Source organism: Psychrobacter sp. CX97, assembly GCF_057396285.1.
Window position 1 is genome coordinate 1 of record NZ_JBXYJE010000013.1, and the last position, 19527, is coordinate 19527.

Here is a 19527-nt window from a genome sequence, read left to right on the forward strand (position 1 = left end):
GGGTTTTAATAGTAATTATTATTTAACATATTGTTTTATAAAGAATTTTTAAATTATATTTCTTAAGTTATATAAAGATATATGATATATAGGGGTATCTGGGTAATGAGCTAGTTTAGCATGAAGCATAAAAAATTATAGTAGATATTATAACCATGAACTTGGGCTCTTTTTATTAAAAAAAAGGTTATATTCATTGACGGTAAGTACTTTGATAACATTCGTTAAATCGTACTTAAACAGCTTTCAGATAATTAAGTAGTAGAAAAGCAAAGAGTATAAATTATACCTAATAAATAGGGTTAGTTAATTAGATACTTTTCATGCTTTGATATTGGATATTTGCGCATACAAAATAGATTAAGTATGACCTATGAGTCAAGCATTGCGCTTTGACATGAGTATCATATTGCACCAGTATCCGTGGTTAAGTAATTTCGTTTAAAACCTCTAACCGAAATTTATAAAATCTAACTAAACCTTCATAAATATTGTTTAGAATCTAATGTGTGTCGACTGTATGTATTAGAGCGTCTCCTCATTTATAGTCAGTTATGCGTTAATAATCTAAATGAGGACACGGCCTAGAATACAATCAAAAGTTTGATAAAACTTCTATCTATAAGAAACAAGGGGATTTACATGATATATCAAGGTAACCGTATTATCGTATCGATGTTAGACGATGGTATCGCTAACATGCAATTTAATGCAGAAAACGAAAGCGTTAATAAATTTGACGCTGATACGAATAAACAGTTTGATGAAGCGGTAACTGCTTTAGAGCAGTCTAGTGACGTTAAAGGTTTAATTGTGACGTCAAGCAAAGGCGTGTTTATTGCGGGTGCTGATATCACAGAATTTGTGGGGCATTTCAACAAAGAAGCGGCTGAAATTGAGAAGTGGATTGTTGAGATTAATGGTGTATTCAACCGCTTTGAAGACCTCCCTTTCCCTAAAGTAGCAGCTATTAACGGCGCAGCATTAGGCGGTGGTTGTGAGATGACATTGGTCTGTGAATACCGTGTGATGGGCCAAAAAGCTCAGATCGGTCTTCCAGAAACGCAACTGGGTATTTTCCCAGGCTTTGGCGGTAGTGTGCGGACACCACGCGTTATCGGTATTGATAATGCCTTAGAAATGATCGCTACGGGTAAAGCTAAAAAGCCAGAGGAAGCGTTAAAACTCGGTTTAGTTGATGCGGTTGTGGCTCAAGATGATCTACAAACCGCTGCTGTGGATTTAGTCAAAAAATGTATCGCAGGAGAGCTTGATTGGCAAGCCAAACGTGATGAGAAGTTAAACCCAGTTAAGCTAAACCAGCTTGAGCAAGCCATGGCATTTAATAGTGCCAAAGGTGCAATTTTTGCTAAGGCCAATCCAAAACAGTATCCAGCCGTTGCTATTGCCGTTGAAACCATCGAAAAACACGTTAATTTACCACGTGATAAAGCAATTTTGGTGGAAGCAGCTGGTTTCGCAAAAGCGGCGAAAACACCGCAAGCTGAAAGCTTAGTTGGTCTATTCTTAAATGATCAAGCTGTTAAGAAGCTGGCCAAGAAGCACAGTAAGCAAGCGCATGATATTTCTGAGGCCGCAGTACTGGGCGCTGGCATCATGGGTGGCGGTATTGCCTATCAAGCGGCGTCAAAAGGTCTGCCTATTATCATGAAAGACATTAAGTCTGAGCAATTAGACTTAGGTATGGGTGAGGCCAGCAAGCTATTGGGCAAAATGGTTGAGCGCAAGAAGATGACCCCAGCGCAAATGGGTGAAACGCTAAGCCGTATTCGTCCGACGCTTAACTATGGCGACTTTGGTGAAACGGATATTGTTATCGAAGCCGTTGTTGAAAATCCAAAAGTGAAACATGCGGTATTAAAAGAAGTAGAGGGCCTCGTTAAAGAAAATGCCATCTTAGCATCTAATACGTCAACCATCTCTATTACACACCTTGCTACTGTATTAGAGCGTCCTGAAAATTTCGTCGGTATGCACTTCTTTAACCCTGTACACCGTATGCCATTAGTAGAAGTCATTCGCGGTGAAAAGTCCTCTGAAGAAGCGATTGCCACGACTGTTGCACTAGCGCAGCGTATGGGTAAAGTGCCCGTTGTGGTTAATGATTGCCCTGGCTTCTTAGTGAACCGTGTGTTGTTCCCATACTTCGGTGCCTTTGACTTGCTATTGAAACAAGGTGCAGACTTCGTCCATGTGGATAAAGTTATGGAGAAATTTGGCTGGCCAATGGGTCCTGCCTACTTAATTGACGTGGTTGGTTTAGATACCGGTGTACATGGTGCGGAAGTGATGGCGGAAGGTTTCCCAGATCGCATGAAGCCTGACTATAAAGGCGCAATTAAACACTTATTTGAAAATCAACGCCTTGGTCAGAAAAACGGTGTTGGTTTCTACAAATACGAAAAAGACAAACGGGGTAAGCCTAAGAAAACAGCAGATGACGCTACTTATGAGCTGTTAAAAGAGACCACAGATAGCCAAACTCAAGAGTTTGAAGATCAAACCATTATTGATCGCATGATGTTAGCCTTCTGTAATGAGACGGTTCGTTGCCTAGAAGACAATATCGTCGCAACCCCTGCTGAGGCTGATATGGCGATGATAATGGGTGTTGGTTTCCCACCATTCCGCGGTGGTCCATGTCGCTATATCGATCAAGTCGGTCTTGATAACTATTTAGCACTGTGTGAGAAATATGCTCACTTAGGTAAAGCTTATGAAGCGCCGCAGAAGATCCGTGATATGGCATCAGCTGGCGAGACTTTTTACCCAAAAGCATAACGTTTACAAGCTCGATATGACCAATTAATAAACAATTAATGAGCTATCTGCTTAACCAGTATTCATAATAACTTTTAAAACATATGACGCACAAAGACATGACATAAAAACTTATGAGTCAGTTCAATTGGCTTAGGCAGATACACAAAAATTTAAGGAGTATTAAATGACAACTTTAAGTCCAAAAGACGTGGTCATCGTAGATGGTGTACGTTCTGCAATGGGTAAATCGAAGAATGGTATGTTCCGCAATGTACGTGCGGATGACCTATCAGCTGAGCTGATGCGTGCTTTAATAAAGCGTAATGATTTTGATCCCAATGATATTGAAGATGTCATCTGGGGTTGTGTGCAGCAGACATTAGAACAAGCTTACAACATTGGACGTAACAGCGCTTTAATGGCAGATATCCCTAAGACCACTGGTGGCCAAACGGTCAACCGTCTTTGTGGGTCTTCTATGCAAGCACTTCACACTGCTGCTGCACAAATCATGACCAACCAAGGTGATATCTTCATCGTTGGTGGTGTCGAGCATATGGGTCACGTTGGCATGATGCACGGGGTGGATATTAACCCCGCTGCGTCTAAGCACTTCGCTAAAGCGTCATTCATGATGGGTCTAACGGCAGAAATGCTAGGTCGTATGAATAACGTCTCACGTGAAGAGCAAGATGCCTTCGCTCTTGAGTCACATCGCCGTGCTTGGGAAGCAACTACTGAGGGTCGTTTTGACAATGAAATCGTGGGTATTGAAGGCCATGATGAGAAAGGTCGTTTGCAGCTGTGCACCGTTGACGAAGTCATCCGTCCTGACACTACGATGGAGTCACTAGCGAAGTTGCGTCCTGTGTTTGACCCTGCGAATGGTACGGTTACAGCTGCCACCTCATCTGCGTTATCAGATGGTGCCTCTGCCATGCTGGTTATGAGTGCACAAAAAGCAAAAGACTTAGGTCTAAAACCACGTGCTCGTATCCGTAGTATGGCAATTGCTGGCTGTGATGCCGCTATTATGGGTTATGGCCCTGTACCAGCGACGAAAAAAGCACTGAAACGTGCTGGCATGAGTCTTGATGATATGCAAACCATTGAGCTGAATGAAGCCTTCGCTGCTCAAAGCTTGTCGGTATTAAAAGCGCTTAACTTAACAGATAAGCAAGATATCATTAATATCAATGGTGGTGCAATTGCCTTAGGTCATCCACTGGGCTGTTCTGGTGCCCGTATTACGGTAACGCTTCTAAACGCTATGGAGCAGATGGATACTGAAATTGGTCTGTCTACCATGTGTATTGGCCTCGGTCAAGGTATCTCAACCATTATCGAGCGTGTGTAACTGTCGTATTTGTTTAAAGTGATGACAAATATACTATAGCGATTGAGAAATCATATTTTCTTGCATAAAAAGCACCTCTAGCGTAATGTTAGAGGTGCTTTTCTCTTCTAATTAATCTAGACAACCTACCAGTGGCAGAGTGTATATGATTAAAAGTAATAAAACCAAGAGCTCGAATTTGAAGCCGAAAAAAGTGTTTACCAACGTACTGTTATTATCACTATTTGCTGGTGTTACTGCGATGTTTATCGGTCAACTAGCCAGCGCAGATAATACTACTGCAGAGAGCACTATTAAGGTCAAAAACAGTACCGCTAACCTCAAAGATACTACTCAGATAAAAGGTATTAGTGACTTAAAACCGCATACTTTAACCGGTCATATTACAAAAACGCTAGAGCAGTTTAGTCTCACAACTGATGATGGTCTTCAATATCACGTTTATGATCCTCATCATGTCCTCGATAAGCTTGCTAAGAAAAAAAATATACACAATAGCTTGTATGAGATGGACGGGGTAAAAATTAAAGCAATGATCAGTGGCGTTGGCAAATACGGCCATATGGGATTTTATAAGCGTCAGATTACTATCTTACAGTTAGCGGATAAATAATTTACGATGCATCGGGCTTATTAGCGATAATAAATATTTGGCTAAATGACGTGTATAAACAAAGGGCTTGACCACTTGCGTTAAATGTTACTTAATAAGCTAAATTAAGAATCCCAATTTTTTTGCAGATACAAGGAGTGTATTATGGAACATACCTATACTACAGACAAAACCTATCGCATCAAGCGTGATAATTGCCAAGCTATCATTATTGATGTACAAGAAAAACTAACGCCGCACATTTATCGCCATGAAGACATCCTTAATAAAACGGTTACCTTGATTCAAGGATTGCAGGCATTAGAGATCCCAATTTTGCTTAATGAGCAGTATAAAAAGGGGTTAGGCAATACCGTGCCCGAAATTATGGACGTGTTAGACACCGATAAATCCCGAGCGGTAGAAAAGGTCACTTTTAGTGCGTGTGATAATGATCAAGCATGGAATTATTTAGCACAGCAAAACAGAACGTCCGTATTGGTGTTTGGTGTAGAAACACATGTTTGTGTGATGCAAACGGTGCTTGACTTGCTTGATAATGGTATGCAGCCTGTCGTTATTGCTGATGCCACGGGTTCACGTAGTGCGTATGACCGTAAACAAGCCATCCGCCGTATGCGCCGAGCTGGTGCGGTTATTACTACTACAGAGGCTATCTTGTTTGAGCTATGCCGTTCAAGCAAAGACCCAGCGTTTAAGACCATCAGTAACTTAGTTAAGTAATCTATTTTTACTATTAGTATCAGTTAACAAATCCCATTATATATAATGGGATTTTTGATTTACCTTTTATCATGATAAATAAAATTGAGTTTGAATGATGAATGTCTAATTAGCGAGCCGACTATGCCACTTACTCAAACCAATAACATTAATATCAATGATGTTACTCATTTTCTATTGCAGCTAGATGCCCTTAAAAGGGTCAATCGTCGTAGTTATGTGACACAGACTACTCGATTAGAGAACTCAGCAGAACACTCATGGCATTTAGCCATGGCGTGTTGGTCTATTGCTGAGCTATTTAAACTGGATGTGAATCATGAAAAATTACTTAAAATGGCATTAGTGCATGACTTAGGCGAGATAGATGCAGGGGATACGTTCTTATATGCTAATACTCGAAGTGAAGCTCATGTAGAGGAGCGAAAAGGCATTGAACGGTTGCAAGCTGAGCGCGGCAATGGTATTTACAATTTGCTCGATATATGGGAGGAGCAAGAGACTGGAGTAAGCAGAGAAACTCAGCTATTAAAAGTCGTAGATCGTCTGTTGCCCTTTTTATTAAATCTAAATACTCAGGGTAAAACATGGGTAGAATTAGATATAAAACGTAGCCAAGTGGAAAAAGCACATGCGTTTATAGCCGATAGCTTTCCTGCTATTCATAGCTGGATATCGACACAAATTGATTATGCGACTAGCCAAGGTTGGTTGAGGCGTAGTTAAAAAATAGGATATATAAGGAAAGACAAATGATGCGCTTATTAATCAACAAGACCATATTTAAGACGGTCGCTTTTATCAGTCTATTTGCCGTGTCTCAGATAGTCCAAGCAAGCGGTTTTTTGAGTAATGGTAATAAATTGGCAGAAGATGCCAAAAAACAAATTGGCGTAACCGTCAGTTACGACCCTGCGTATCGTCGTTTAGAATTTCCTCGCGGGGATGTGCCACAATCAACGGGCGTTTGCACAGATGTCGTCATACGAGCGTATCGCTTGCAAAATATCGATCTGCAACAATTGGTCAATTTTGATATGAAAAACAACTTTGCAGATTATCCCAATATTTGGGGATTAAATGGTACTGATAAGAATATTGACCATCGCCGTGTCCCCAACCTTGAAGTGTTTTTTGAACGAAATGGACAGACTTTAAGCACCACCGACCAATCCAGCTTTAAGGCAGGCGATATCGTCACTTGGCGTTTACCAAATAACAACTTGCCTCATATCGGCATCGTTTCAAACAAAAGCGCAAGCGATGGCACGCCTTTGATTATTCATAATATTGGAAGAGGCACACAAGAAGACAATGTACTGTTCCGTTTCCCGATTAAGGGGCATTATCGCTATTAGGCTCAAACAGTGTCAATAACCATGAATATGCTTCGATAAATGGTTTTGCTTATTGTGTTGATTGACTCTGTACTATACCCAATAGCTGACCCATTTTAACCACTGATCCATGTGCCAGATCTTGTTGCCATGTCACACCAGTTGACTTTGGCATAATTAAAATAGCCGTAGAACCTAAATAGAAACGACCCAGTTCCTTACCTTTTTTCAGTGATATATCGTGTGTTTGCATTTGAATGTCTTTACTACGCTTAATCTTACCAGTAGCCACTGTCTCAATACCAGCAACAATCATTGCGCCAACCAATACCACAACGGCACGACCATATTCAGTGTCAAAGATACACACTAAGCGCTCATTACGGGCAAATAAATCGGGTACGTTTGCAGCAGTCACATTATTCACAGAAAAAAGTGTGCCCGGCACATAGCGGGTTTCAATAAGCTTACCATCAAATGGCATGTGGACACGGTGGTAATTGCTTGGCGCCAGATACACTGTTGCAAAACTACCACCTTCATAATAATTACCAGACTCAAGTTTGGTATCCGCTATTAATTGACCCACATCATAATGACGCCCTTTCGCTTGTAACAGCTGATTGGATTCAATGTGTCCGATTTGAGAAATCATACCATCGGCAGGCGAGACAATACTCCCATTGGTGTCATCAATGGGGCGGGCATTATCATCTAATTCACGAGTGAAAAAATCGTTAAAACTGTCAAAGTCGCTTAAATTTTTGCGCCCATAGTCATCTAAAGTGATGCCGTAGGCTTTAGCAAAAGCCGTTACAAATGCCTTTTTAACCAGCGGACTTTGGCTTGAAGCCAGTTTGCCAGCAACTTCACTAAGCTTTTGCTGCGGCACCATGTGTTGCAACGTGGTAAAGAGAGTGTCTTTAGTAGCAACTTTTTTTAAGGTGTTTTTTATGTCAATATTTATCATAGTCATAAGTAAGTTTTTAGGTATTAATGAGTGTCACACTCAATGAATGGGGTAGAGAAAAGGAGGGTAAGACAATACAATAGGGTCAGAGTCATAATGGCAGAGCAATAGTAGCATAGTCAAAGCAATCTTAAACAGTTTTAGAGAACGTTATAAAAAGTTAATTTCACGGGTTATACTTTTTTGTAATTTACAGCTTTTAGTTCACAGTTTTAACCAAAAAGCTAATGTCTACCCTCGGTTGCCCTCTACCGTCTTTCATTGTTTCTCTAGACAACTTTGATGGTAATTCGCTTGATTTATAAGATAAAGTTTATCATGATTTGATGACTATGAAACTTAGATGACGGTTTTATAGGCCTATTAATTAAGTGTTTTTTTAAAGTATATTGTAAGGTAGGGCGAATGAAAGCATTAATACAGCGAGTAACTCAGGCGAGTGTGCAAGTAGATGGCGACATGATAGGGCATATTGAGCAGGGTATATTGGCTTATATTGGTATTGGCCATAATGATAGCGTCGACACTGCTAAAAAGTTAATCGATAAAATATTGACCTATCGCATTTTTGAGAATAAAGAGGGCAAACTTGACAAAAATGTGCAACAAGTTGACGGAGGCTTGCTATTGGTGTCGCAGTTTACTGTGATGGCAAAAACAGACAAAGGGCGTCGTCCCGATTTTGGCGGTGCAATGAAACCTGCTGATGCCGAGGCTTTATTTAGTGAGTTGGTGGCATATGCTCAAGCCCAGTATCAGAACGTCGCCACTGGGCAATTTGGTGCATTTATGCAGGTAAAATCCACCAATGACGGTCCGATAAATTTCATATTAGAGATTTAAAAGTGAAGTAGCTGCTGTGTCAGCATAGATCATCTTATACACAATGCTATTAAAGTACATTAAAGTAACTTTACCCATTAAACAATAAGCGACTTTGACTCTTCAATAGGACAAAAATCATAAAAAGTATTCATTAAAAGTAACTATACTTACCTTTTGTCATCTCACTGTCATATTTCTACGTTGTAATATAACCGTAATATTTCAGTCATCAAATTGGCTTTGGTCACTTTAACTCGTCGGTTTTAAACTCGCTATTAAACAAGTTAGTTTAAACCAGCGATTTTACAGACTGCGCAATCTGAGATGCTTTTAAGGGGTATTTTAAATGAATAATGAAACCGTATTAGTGGTTGAGGATGAACCAGCCATTCGTGAAATGATAGTTACCACGCTTGAGATGGCGGGGTTTGAATGTCTGCAAGCAGAAGATGTCAGTGAAGCACACCATCAGGTAGTGGATCATCGCCCTGCTATCATCTTACTGGATTGGATGTTACCAGGGGGGCAATCTGGCATTGATTTTTGTCGTCGATTAAAAAAGGATGACTTACTATCAGAGATTCCCGTCATTATGTTAACCGCAAAAGGTGAAGAAGATAATAAAGTCCAAGGTCTTGACGCTGGGGCAGATGATTATATTACTAAACCTTTTTCAACGCGTGAACTGATATCTCGAATTAAGGCAGTACTGCGCCGTAGCAGTGCCTTATCGGGTGATAAACCCATTGAGGCTGAAGGGTTGAGCCTTGATCCAGTAAGTCAGCGAGTAACAGCTGATGGCACACCAGTAGAAATAGGACCTACTGAATACCGTTTACTCGCCTTTTTTATGAGTCATCCTGAACGTGCTTATACACGAACCCAACTTTTAGACCAAGTATGGGGTGGTAATGTGTATGTGGAAGACCGCACAATTGATGTTCATATTAGACGTTTGCGTAAGGTGCTACAGCCACATGACTATGCGGGGTTTATTCAAACGGTACGCGGTACGGGTTATCGCTTCTCAACAAAAATTCATGGCTAGTCAGTAGTTAGTTAGCGTCATTGGTCAATGGATGTTAGTAGCTGGGGCATGGCTTAGTAACGTGGCCTATTAATAGGGCTTTTCAATATGCACTCTCTACCGGTATTTTTGATAGGCACAGCCAAGTAGCTTGAGACTGAAGTGGCTGTATTGATTTAGCGGTTTTTGTTTGAAAATAACAAAAGTGTATTTTAAAAGCCAAAGATGTGAAGTTGAGAGTGTTATGAGTCAACAGCCTGAGCGGGTCGAAACAACGAAAAGAGAGAGTAGAAAGGCGTCTTTTGCTTTAACGCCTAATGCATCCACATTGTTTTGGGCAGATTTTAAGTGGCTACTGACTTGGGTAATCATTGGCGGTATATCTGGATGGTATCTAAACTCTCTTGCTTGGGGCATCGTTGCTGGTATGCTCTGCTTTTATATTTGGCGTGCCTATGCTATGGAGCAATTTTATAAATGGCTTAGTGGCTCATTGACGCTCCCCCCACCTGATTTTTCAGGTAGTCTCTCTTTTGCTGCTAGTCAATTGTACGAAAGTAAAAAGCAGGAGCAGATTACCCATCAAAAAATGATGGGGTTGGTCAAAAAAATACGCAGTTCGCTATTAGCTCTGCAAGATACAGTGATATTACTAGATAGCAATGACAGGCTTGAGTGGTGGAATCAGGCTGCTGAAAACTTGCTTGAGTTACGTTCTGAGGATCAGGGGCGTAATATTCTTGAACTCATCAAAATTCCCGAGTTCCATGATTACTATACTACCGTTACCTCGCCAAATGAGGGGATTAGATTAACCTCGTGGCGAGATTCCACTCGGTTCTTACAGTGTGAGGTTACTCACTTTGGTAGTGAGAAGCTGCTAATTATATATGACGTAACCCGTTTGCAGCATCTGGAGCAAATGCGTAAAGACTTTGTGGGTAATGTCTCGCATGAGCTACGTACACCGCTTACAGTACTTATGGGTTACATTGAAACTTTCTCAGATCAGCCAGACTTAGATCCAAAGTGGCGCCGTGGATTTAAATTAATGACTCAGCAAACTCGGCGCATGAATAGTATTATTAATGATTTACTGCTGCTTTCACGCTTAGAGAATGAAGAGATATCTAGTGAAGCCTGTGTAGATATTCCCCGTCTATTAACTCATATTTTCGATGATGCCCAAGTATACAATAGAGAGTATGGTCATTTAATTGACTTACATATCGATTCTCAAAAAAACCTCTATGGTTCAGAGACTTATCTGAATAGTGCATTATTAAATTTAGTGACCAATGCCATTAAATATACCCCTAAAGGCGGCGAGATTAGCATTTCGTGGCAAGAGGTTAAAGGGGGATGTCTGTTTTCAGTAAGTGATAATGGTATTGGTATTGCCGAAGAGCATATTGAACGCTTAACAGAGCGTTTTTACCGAGTAGATAGTGGTCGTAGCAGAGCCACAGGGGGCACAGGTTTAGGTTTAGCCATTGTTAAACATGTGCTGTATCAACATGGGGCAAAGTTGACTATTGAATCGACATTAAATAAAGGCTCAACTTTCCATGCCTTTTTTCCAGAAGAGCGGGTTTGCGGTGAGAGCATTACTAATTCGCAGTAACGCTATAAACATTCAGTAAAACGTATTAAACCGTACCAACGTTAAGCTTCATCAGCCCTAAGCGTAACAAAGATAAAAATACAAAGACCTAAAAAGAGCCCATCCAAGTAGGACGGGCTCATCTTTATTTAACATATATCTTATAGGGTTTCATGCTTATATCTTCATATCAATGCGTCAGCTTTTACTGGCAGTGGGCTGAGGATTGGTATGGAAATTAGTGTTGAACGCCACCAGCACCATGTACATGACCATGGTTTAATTCGTCTTCAGTGGCTGCACGCACTTCAACGATTTCTACGTCAAAGCTAAGGGTTTTGCCAGCTAATGGATGGTTTGCATCAACCGTTACCGTTTCTTCATTGACATCAGTAACGGTTACTAGCATCACTTGACCTTCAGCTTCTGATTGGAACTGCATGCCAGGTTGGATATCGTCAACACCTTGGAAGTTTGAACGTGGCACTTTTTGTACCGCTTGTTCTTGGTATTCGCCATAAGCATCAGCAGGCGCGATAACGGCAGTTAATGATTCGCCAGCAGACTTCCCTTCAAGCTCTTTTTCAAGACCGGGAATGATATTGCCATGGCCATGAAGGTAGGCTAGAGGCTCGCCCTGCGACTGGTCGATAACATTGCCTTGGTCGTCTTTGAGTGTGTAGTTGAAACGTACTGCCGTATCTTTTGCAATTGTTGTCATAAAAAATCCTAGATTATAAGAGTTCGGTAAATCATTAAAAAAACACAATAAGTAAGGGTTCACACACGCACTGCCATACCTTTTTTATTGCCTTGTTTAGTAGATTGTGATGCAGGTTAACGGTTTCAAGTCTAATTTTCAATAAAATTTAAAAAATGTTGAGTTTTTTAAGAGAATGAATAAGTCATTGTTTAGTTAACATTGAATGAGAAAGACATTTAGCCGTATTAGATAAGTTGCACTTTACCGAATGTGGACTTACTATAAATACAGCCTCTAAGTTACCCCTAAGTTATTTAAGCCTTTTTAACTTAACAAATAAACATAACATTTATATGAATCAAACCTTATGATAACCTCTAATAAAACATTAGCTCACACCCAACCGATGAGCTATCGTTTCGACTTTACTCGATTTACCCAACATCTGGTCGATGTCACCTTAACGTTCGTCGCTCATAAAGACGCACCAACCTTATGGTTGCCTGCTTGGATACCGGGCAGTTACTTAATGCGTGAGTTTGCACGCAATATCACTGCTGTGCATTATCAAACTTATGAGGACGATAAAGCTCAAAGTGGCAATATGATGCGAGCGAGCAAACTTAGCAAAAACGAGTGGCAGTTATCGGAACTAAAGTCAGGAGAGACCGTTAAGGTCACTTATGAAGTCTACTGCTATGACTTATCGGTGCGCACCGCTTATGTCGATCAACAGCGCTTGTATGGCAACTTTACCTCACTTGCGCTAGCGGTAGAAGGGCTAGAGGATTTGCAAGTTAACGTTACATTAAGTGTTCCTCAAGCTTTCTATGACTTACAACATGATAGTGACAATCAAAAACAAGTCAAAATCGCTTGTGGACTAAAACATACTCATATCCATAACGACGCCCAATATTATTACCATCTTGAAGCCGATAATTATGCCGAGTTAATTGACTATCCATTTGAGATAGCCCCACAAGACGAGTTTGATTTCATCATACACGATGACAGTCACAACACCATTGCCCATCGTTTTTATATTGCAGGTAAGCACACAGCCAATATGGGCAGACTGCAACAAGATGTGAACCACATCTGCCAAACCTATCTAAATTGGCTAGGTGATGCCCCTTTTAAAGACTACACCTTTATGACCTATGCCAGTGGCAACGACTATGGCGGGTTAGAACACATTAACTCCACCAGCCTTGTCACCCCACGTAGCGACCTGCCAACGCAACAAGAAGCCGATGAACCTAGCGAAGCGTATCAGCGCTTTTTAGGCTTATGTAGTCATGAATATTTTCACTCATGGTGGGTAAAAACCGTTCGCCCTGATGTTATGCTTGACGTGGACTTACGCCGTGAGGCTTACACGCCACTACTTTGGGTATTTGAAGGCTTTACGTCATACATTGACGACTTTATGCTACAAGCCTCAGGCGTGGTCAACAAAGACAGCTATCTTAAATTGTTGGGCGCACAGATTAACCGCTACACCCAAACTCACGGACGTCACCTGCAGAGCGTCGCAGAATCCAGCTTTGATGCGTGGATTAAGCTATACCGAGCCGATGAAAACACCGGTAACGCAGGCATTAGCTATTACAATAAAGGGGCACTTGTTGCCTTATGTTTAGACCTTACCTTAATGTCAGAAAGCGGTGGAAAATATCGTATATTCGATGTGGTCAAAGCCTTCTATGCCAAAGCTAAAGCTGAAAACATCAACCGCATCGGTATGAACAATGACAATCTTGAAGCGGTCATTGGCCAGTTTATCGACAAACAAATATGGCAAGACTTCAAAGCCCGTTATGTTGACGGCGTAGAAGAGTTACCACTCAAGCAGCTACTTGAGGCCAATGGCGTTAGTCTCAGCGTTGACGATAAAGACAACACCTTAGCGTGGGGTATTGCCGTTACCGAAACCTCAGAGGGGCTAAAAGTCAATAAAGTATTGCGCGATAGCGTGGCAAGTGAAGCAGGGCTATCAGCGAAAGACATCATAGTTGCGATTGACGGTGTTAAAGCGACCAAAAAACAACTACAAAGCGTTGCAGAGTCAACTCTTGAAGCTATTGAGTGTCATGCGTTCCGCCGTGATGAGCTAATGCTCTTTACTGTGACCAATAAAACCCAATCAGGTATCACCGCCAATCCTAGTTTAGACAAAGTGAGTTTGAGCTTAAACGAGTCAGGGTATGAGCAATGGTTGACGCCTAGTTTTCTGAAGTAGTTTGGTAAAGTAGTTTCAGTTGGTGGAGCTAATCCAGCTTTTTCGCTTGTATCTGCCCGTCTGTGTGGGGCAGTGTCTAAGGCCAGATGCGTTCCTGTTATCTCGAGACCCCCTCTAGCCCAAGTCACTGCACCTACACAGACGGGCAGGATACCGCTTCAATCTGGGCTAAACGACCTTGTTATGACAAATAATAGGAGTTTTAAAAAATCCGTTTTCCCTCAAAGCCATAACTTTGCTTTCTTTTCTCAATAGGGTCGTTAATTGTACTGGAAAAATTACTTAAACTATCAGAGTAACCTTCTTCAAAGTTCAATTTATATATGTTTGGCATTTTAATAAACTCTAACCACTCATTCTTCATCCATGAAAGAATAACTTCTTTCCCTAAAATATGAATCAAGTTAGCTAGTTGTTGGTCTGGAGTACTATAATAATATATGACAACTCGAATCGATGGCTTTTCAGCTTTATTGAATGAGAATATCTCTTCAATATAATCTTTATCGGAAGAGTCAAGAGAGTGCCCCCAAATATAAATCTCAATTGGATGCCAAAAACTAATGTCATTTTCTCCGTTCATCTTTCTGTCTTCAACTTCTGTGATTAATGACTTTGGTCTTAAGAACTGATAATCTGTATTATTGACTAATTTTTGATAATATTTAACGAATCCATAGGACTTATTTTTTTTCAACAACTCATGCTCTAAATCTGAAACACCTAACACGATTTTATTTCGTTCTTTTTCACCTGCTTTGCCATGTAAATAATAAACATCTCCTTTATAATATAGGTGCTTAACAGTAGATGAGTAATTAAAGCTGTATATGGACTCCAATTTATCTTGCAAAACTAGTGGAAGCTTTAAATTTTCTTTAGGCTCAAGTCTTTCAATAAATTGAATGTAAATAGAGAATATTTCAATAAACTTATTAAGTTGATTTTCCAATGAATTGAATATGCTTGCTTCATCTAAACGAAAAGGAACTTTATTTATATGTTTAATAAACTTAGAATTAATAAAAATTTTATCTTTATCTTCTTGCCTATCTAGGGAAATTGAAAAGAATGTAAGTATTTTTTCTAGAAATGGATGATGTATATAACTTTTATTCCTTGATACTTGTATATTTAAGTACCCAATATAAGGATTTCTCCCGTGTTTAACCCAAGAAAACTGATTTGGATTTTCATTTAAAGTATCAAAAATATAGCATAATGATTTTAAAACGATAACCATTTCATTCTCAAAGTCTATCCATGTCTCAATGCCACTATCTATATAGTGTTTAAAGTATTGATACCATCCATTATTAACGAGTCTTTCCTTTAGATATACGACTTCATTAATGGTAAGCTTAACTTCACTAGTCTTATAAAGCTTTGCAGTACAGTGGAAGAAATAGTTTTCGATTAACTGGTCAACTTCCTTTTTCTTAAGTTCTTTTTCAGTGTCACTATCTTCTATTTTAGTTGTTGCTTCTTCTAAGTCTTGTTTCTCTTTCTCTATCAAGCTTTCAAATAGTTGGTCAAAAGATAGCTCAGCCTTATCCTCACTATCTTCTATAACGCTCATTGCATGAATAAAGTGATTGTATTTTGTTGGTAAAAAGTGAGCTAAATCGAAGCCATTACCAAGTATTAATATTTTTCGTGTACCGCTCATATTATTTGCTCATTCAATTATCAAAAATTTTATTTATAAATATATTTGTATAAGTCAGTATTTACTATTTTAATTCTCACCAAACTCATCCATACCACTATCAGACGCCCATCGATATTCTGTTTCTTTAGCAATTTGCTGAGCAAGCTCAATACCATGCCGATCTGCAATAAAACCCAATGCCATATCCATGCCAGCACTGACGCCAGCAGAGGTGTAGTATTTACCATCGACCACCCAGCGGGCGTGTTTAATCCAGTTGACGCTATCAGATTGTGATGTTGCCCATTGCCACGCTATTTTATTAGATGTCGCTTGCTTGCCATCGAGTAAGCCTGCTTTCGCCAACAAAGCACTGCCCGTACAAACAGACAATACCCACTCAGCGGTATCAGCAAGTTGATGTAAGCCTTCTAAAAACTGAATATCCTTAGCCTGCTTTCGAGTGCCTAGTCCACCAACGATCAGTAAAATATCGGTAGGGTTCGGTATATTGGCAACAGAGTGAGTCGGCACGGATACACCGTGGGCATTATGAATTAACCCGCCGTTTATGGAACAAAACTGAATGGCATAGTGGTTATTAAGTCTGCCAAACATTTCAATAGGACCGAAGAGGTCTAAGGTTTCGAAGTCATCAAATATCAAAGCGGTTATATGTTGCATGAAGTTTAAGTCTCGACTTTATCTGTATTTAGCAAAGCGGGGTTGGTAAGGGCTACCTTTTGTGACGTTATACACTTTTGTACCGACAAGTAGGGTTTGAGTCAATAAGCTTTCATTGATTTCTTTTAATTTCTTTTGTTTGGTTTCACTAATTGGCTACCTAATAAATAAGTCATCATTTATGCGATTTAATAATTAAGCTTAAAAAATATACTGCATTATAAAGATTTTCTTTTAGAATTTAGGTATCATTTGATATTTTAAATTCAACCTCATACTTTGGTTAACAGCATACTATGTCATATCATCAGCCTCTACAAGGCGCGTTTTGGATGGTCATAGCAGGCTTCATGTTTGCTATTATCAATACTACCATTCAATACTTAGGTATCAACTTCGATCTAGGCTCAGGTACGGCAGTGTTATTTCAATATGGCATTGCGCTTCTGTTATTTTTGCCATTAATGCGGACAGGTACTATTCGAGCGGCGGTCAAGTCCGACTTTAGAGTGCTGCATGTTATTCGAGTGGGCTTTTCAGTCATTGGCATTCAATTGTGGACATGGGCGCTGGCGTATCCGGTACCGATTTGGCAAGGGATTGCGCTACTGATGGTATCTCCTTTATTTGCCACCGTGGGGTCGGGGCTTATCTTGCGTGAGTCGGTCAGTATGGTGCGCTGGGTCGCAACATTGATGGGTTTTATGGGGGCAATGTTGGTATTGCAGCCGTGGTCAGATGCGTTTATGTTAGCCAGCTTGCTACCATTGGCGGCGGCATTTTTTTGGGCCTGTGCCTCACTGATGACCAAATTCACTGTTAGCCACGATACGCCAAGTACCCTTGTATTTTATTTACTGGTATTAATGCTGCCGTTTAACCTGTTGTTTGGCATACCGCAGCTATCATTGCCAAGTGATTGGCATATTTGGGGAATGTTAATATTGGCAGGCGCATTAACCGCTTTCGCACAGTGGGCAATCGCTAAAGCATACTCGGTGGCGGATGCGTCTTTTGTGCAGCCCTTTGATCATATTAAGTTGCCATTGAATGTGCTGGCAGGGTTTATTGTGTTTGGCTGGGTACCACCCGGTATGCTTTGGGTAGGCTCTGCACTGATTATCGCTTCAGTGATATTTGTTACTCATTATGAGCGTCGTCGCAACCCTGTCGAGGTGTTATGGGAAGAGACGCATAGCGCAGAGTGATGCAGGATAATAAAAGATAATAGACCTCTTTCGAAACTAACATAAAAGCCTTGAAAGTATGTAGGACTGACGCATTAGGGTCTGTTGATTGGTAGCGACTGCAGAGAGGATGTAACGTCTATGCTAATGCCATCACTATCTTTTGAGTACGATCCAACATTTCAGTCATATCGACGACTTCACAGTTATATTGGCTGGCATATATTTGGGCATTTTGAGGGTTGGTAAATGCTTTTGTTCGACAGCAAAAGCAAGCCCGTACTGACTCAATCATTTGTGTGTCGCCCAGCGGAAAACTAAACCAGCAGTCATGGCAATTAAACGCTGTACCATCAAATTCAATCTCAATTTTAGTATTGTTAATAGGGTCGACGGTACGAATGGTAGCGGATTTTCCTACGAGCTTGGTAATAAAAAAAGCATCCCAAATACACCAAGCGAAAACATTTGCGGATGACCATTCAATAACGTGTTCAGTGGCATTATTATTTTTATCATCAATATAATGAGAATTTTGGCATCCGAAACAGGACGTTATCCTGCCAGCATGACTGTCAATACATAATGATGCGTGAGTGCTATCTTGCATGATGAGTTGATAGTCTTGTGTTATCGGAGATAACCCTTGCGAAAACTGCTCGTATAAACGTTGTAAGCTTTGTTTTGCAATAGGTTTTAGCGTTTTTATATCGTCAATTAATAAGTGATATAGACTTTTGGAGCTATCAACAGCTAGTACTTCCATAAATATTTTCCAGTATATAAAATGTTATAACATAACATTTTATATACTGGTTTATCGTGATGCAACTAAAAAAAGCTTCTCGGTTGTGAATACACCTTTAAAGTCAGCGTATCGGTAGAGATAAACTGGTAAGAACGTCTGACTGACTAAAGCCTTTTATTAAAACTCACATACGCCTAAATAAACGCCTTAATAAACGTTATCTCAATCCCAACTCTTTCAAGCGTTTGTCATTTAAATGCACCCGCACAAACTCGCCCACACCCAAGTCGCCTAATTCAAACCCAGCTACCGACCAGCGGATAAGTCGCAAGCAGGGTAGGCCAACATGCGCAGTCATCCGTCTAACCTGTCGATTTTTGCCTTCATAAATGGTCATCATCAACCATGAGTCAGGCACACTTTTACGCTCGCGTATGGGCGGATCTCGTTGCCACAGTGGCATGGGTAGCTCGTCTTCGCTTAGGTGTTTGACTTCAGCAGGTAGCGTCTTGCCATCTTTTAACACAATGCCGTCTCGTAGCTGAATCAATTGTTCTTGAGTTGGTATGCCTTCGACTTGCACCAGATAAGTTTTACCCTGTTTGCGACCTTGATTGGCTTTCGGTGGATGGGTGATGGCTTTATTGACTTGACCGTCGGAGGTCAAGATAAGCAGTCCTTCACTGGTGGCGTCTAATCGACCTGCCACCCGCAACGTTTTATCAGTAAAGAACTGTGACAGTGGTGCAAATTTATTATTAGCATCGTCACTAAACTGGCTTTGTACGCCGTAGGGTTTGTTAAAGAGGATGACAGATGGCATATATATTTCGAATAGTTGAAAGAATAGGTCAAGTTTACCATGACCTAAACGTTAAGTTTGAATGGGAGGAGCGGTTTAGCCCAGATTGTAGCGGTAGCTTAGTAGGGTACGTGGCTGACAGCGCCTTGTACAAGGGCGGTATCGAGACAACAGGAACGCAATTGTGCTTAGGCGCTGTGCCACGTAAACTACTCACTACAAGTGGAAAGCTGGATAAGCTACATAATGAATGTCATAAAATTTGAGT

At 40.5% G+C, this 19527-nt stretch carries 18 protein-coding genes; 12 read left to right on the top strand and 6 right to left on the bottom strand.

Features of this window, described 5'->3' with window-relative positions:
• Positions 1–642 precede the first annotated feature (642 nt).
• The 6 genes from fadB to AC2SLL_RS10365 all read left to right on the top strand — a co-directional run bounded on the left by fadB (position 643) and on the right by AC2SLL_RS10365 (position 6835).
• Positions 643–2802, top strand: coding sequence for a fatty acid oxidation complex subunit alpha FadB (gene fadB / locus AC2SLL_RS10340; protein WP_486531616.1), 2160 nt, complete (start codon positions 643–645; stop codon positions 2800–2802).
• Between the two features lie 166 nt (positions 2803–2968).
• The gene (gene fadA, locus AC2SLL_RS10345; protein WP_486531617.1) at positions 2969–4141 is read left to right on the top strand and encodes an acetyl-CoA C-acyltransferase FadA; all 1173 of its coding nucleotides are present in this window, start codon (positions 2969–2971) and stop codon (positions 4139–4141) included.
• A gap of 178 nt (positions 4142–4319) precedes the next feature.
• Entirely contained in the window at positions 4320–4754 is a 435-nt protein-coding gene (locus AC2SLL_RS10350; RefSeq protein WP_486531618.1) for a hypothetical protein, read from the top strand.
• A 144-nt stretch (positions 4755–4898) separates the two neighbouring features.
• Positions 4899–5477, top strand: a complete 579-nt coding sequence (locus AC2SLL_RS10355; RefSeq protein ID WP_486531619.1) for an isochorismatase family protein — start codon at positions 4899–4901, stop codon at positions 5475–5477.
• 123 nt (positions 5478–5600) lie between these two features.
• Positions 5601–6203: an HD domain-containing protein gene (locus tag AC2SLL_RS10360; RefSeq protein ID WP_486531620.1), complete on the top strand. Its 603-nt coding sequence runs from the start codon at positions 5601–5603 to the stop codon at positions 6201–6203.
• Positions 6204–6232: 29 nt separating this feature from the next.
• Entirely contained in the window at positions 6233–6835 is a 603-nt protein-coding gene (locus tag AC2SLL_RS10365; protein WP_486531675.1) for a DUF1287 domain-containing protein, read from the top strand.
• A gap of 49 nt (positions 6836–6884) precedes the next feature.
• Here the strand turns inward: AC2SLL_RS10365 and asd are convergent, their stop codons facing one another.
• Complete coding sequence (gene asd, locus AC2SLL_RS10370) at positions 6885–7784, bottom strand: archaetidylserine decarboxylase (protein ID WP_486531676.1); 900 nt, start codon at positions 7782–7784, stop codon at positions 6885–6887.
• Positions 7785–8189: 405 nt separating this feature from the next.
• Between asd and dtd the strand changes: the two genes are divergently transcribed.
• From dtd to phoR, 3 genes are all read left to right on the top strand, one after another.
• A complete protein-coding gene (dtd, locus tag AC2SLL_RS10375) occupies positions 8190–8627 on the top strand; it encodes a D-aminoacyl-tRNA deacylase (protein ID WP_486531621.1) in 438 nt (145 codons plus the stop codon).
• Between the two features lie 328 nt (positions 8628–8955).
• Entirely contained in the window at positions 8956–9657 is a 702-nt protein-coding gene (gene phoB / locus AC2SLL_RS10380; RefSeq protein ID WP_486531622.1) for a phosphate regulon transcriptional regulator PhoB, read from the top strand.
• A 223-nt stretch (positions 9658–9880) separates the two neighbouring features.
• Entirely contained in the window at positions 9881–11260 is a 1380-nt protein-coding gene (gene phoR, locus AC2SLL_RS10385) for a phosphate regulon sensor histidine kinase PhoR (RefSeq protein ID WP_486531623.1), read from the top strand.
• Positions 11261–11477: 217 nt separating this feature from the next.
• Here the strand turns inward: phoR and AC2SLL_RS10390 are convergent, their stop codons facing one another.
• On the bottom strand, positions 11478–11960 hold the full coding sequence (locus AC2SLL_RS10390) for an FKBP-type peptidyl-prolyl cis-trans isomerase (protein WP_486531624.1): 483 nt from the start codon (positions 11958–11960) through the stop codon (positions 11478–11480).
• 349 nt (positions 11961–12309) lie between these two features.
• Between AC2SLL_RS10390 and AC2SLL_RS10395 the strand changes: the two genes are divergently transcribed.
• Positions 12310–14187 carry a M61 family metallopeptidase gene (locus tag AC2SLL_RS10395; RefSeq protein WP_486531625.1) on the top strand — a complete coding sequence of 626 codons (1878 nt, stop codon included), beginning with the start codon at positions 12310–12312 and terminating at the stop codon, positions 14185–14187.
• A 202-nt stretch (positions 14188–14389) separates the two neighbouring features.
• On the opposite strand, the gene AC2SLL_RS10400 is transcribed toward AC2SLL_RS10395, so the two are convergent.
• Both AC2SLL_RS10400 and AC2SLL_RS10405 read right to left on the bottom strand, forming a co-directional pair.
• Positions 14390–15856 carry an AbiH family protein gene (locus tag AC2SLL_RS10400; protein ID WP_486531626.1) on the bottom strand — a complete coding sequence of 489 codons (1467 nt, stop codon included), beginning with the start codon at positions 15854–15856 and terminating at the stop codon, positions 14390–14392.
• A gap of 69 nt (positions 15857–15925) precedes the next feature.
• Complete coding sequence (locus AC2SLL_RS10405) at positions 15926–16522, bottom strand: DJ-1/PfpI family protein (RefSeq protein ID WP_486531627.1); 597 nt, start codon at positions 16520–16522, stop codon at positions 15926–15928.
• 296 nt (positions 16523–16818) lie between these two features.
• Between AC2SLL_RS10405 and AC2SLL_RS10410 the strand changes: the two genes are divergently transcribed.
• Entirely contained in the window at positions 16819–17730 is a 912-nt protein-coding gene (locus AC2SLL_RS10410) for a DMT family transporter (protein WP_486531628.1), read from the top strand.
• Between the two features lie 118 nt (positions 17731–17848).
• Here the strand turns inward: AC2SLL_RS10410 and merB are convergent, their stop codons facing one another.
• Positions 17849–18475 carry an organomercurial lyase gene (merB, locus tag AC2SLL_RS10415; protein WP_486531629.1) on the bottom strand — a complete coding sequence of 209 codons (627 nt, stop codon included), beginning with the start codon at positions 18473–18475 and terminating at the stop codon, positions 17849–17851.
• A gap of 199 nt (positions 18476–18674) precedes the next feature.
• Positions 18675–19280 carry a pseudouridine synthase gene (locus AC2SLL_RS10420; RefSeq protein ID WP_486531630.1) on the bottom strand — a complete coding sequence of 202 codons (606 nt, stop codon included), beginning with the start codon at positions 19278–19280 and terminating at the stop codon, positions 18675–18677.
• Between AC2SLL_RS10420 and AC2SLL_RS10425 the strand changes: the two genes are divergently transcribed.
• Positions 19274–19525 carry a hypothetical protein gene (locus AC2SLL_RS10425; RefSeq protein ID WP_486531631.1) on the top strand — a complete coding sequence of 84 codons (252 nt, stop codon included), beginning with the start codon at positions 19274–19276 and terminating at the stop codon, positions 19523–19525. The two genes, AC2SLL_RS10420 and AC2SLL_RS10425, sit on opposite strands and share 7 nt — an antisense overlap.
• The last annotated feature ends 2 nt before the right edge of the window (positions 19526–19527 follow it).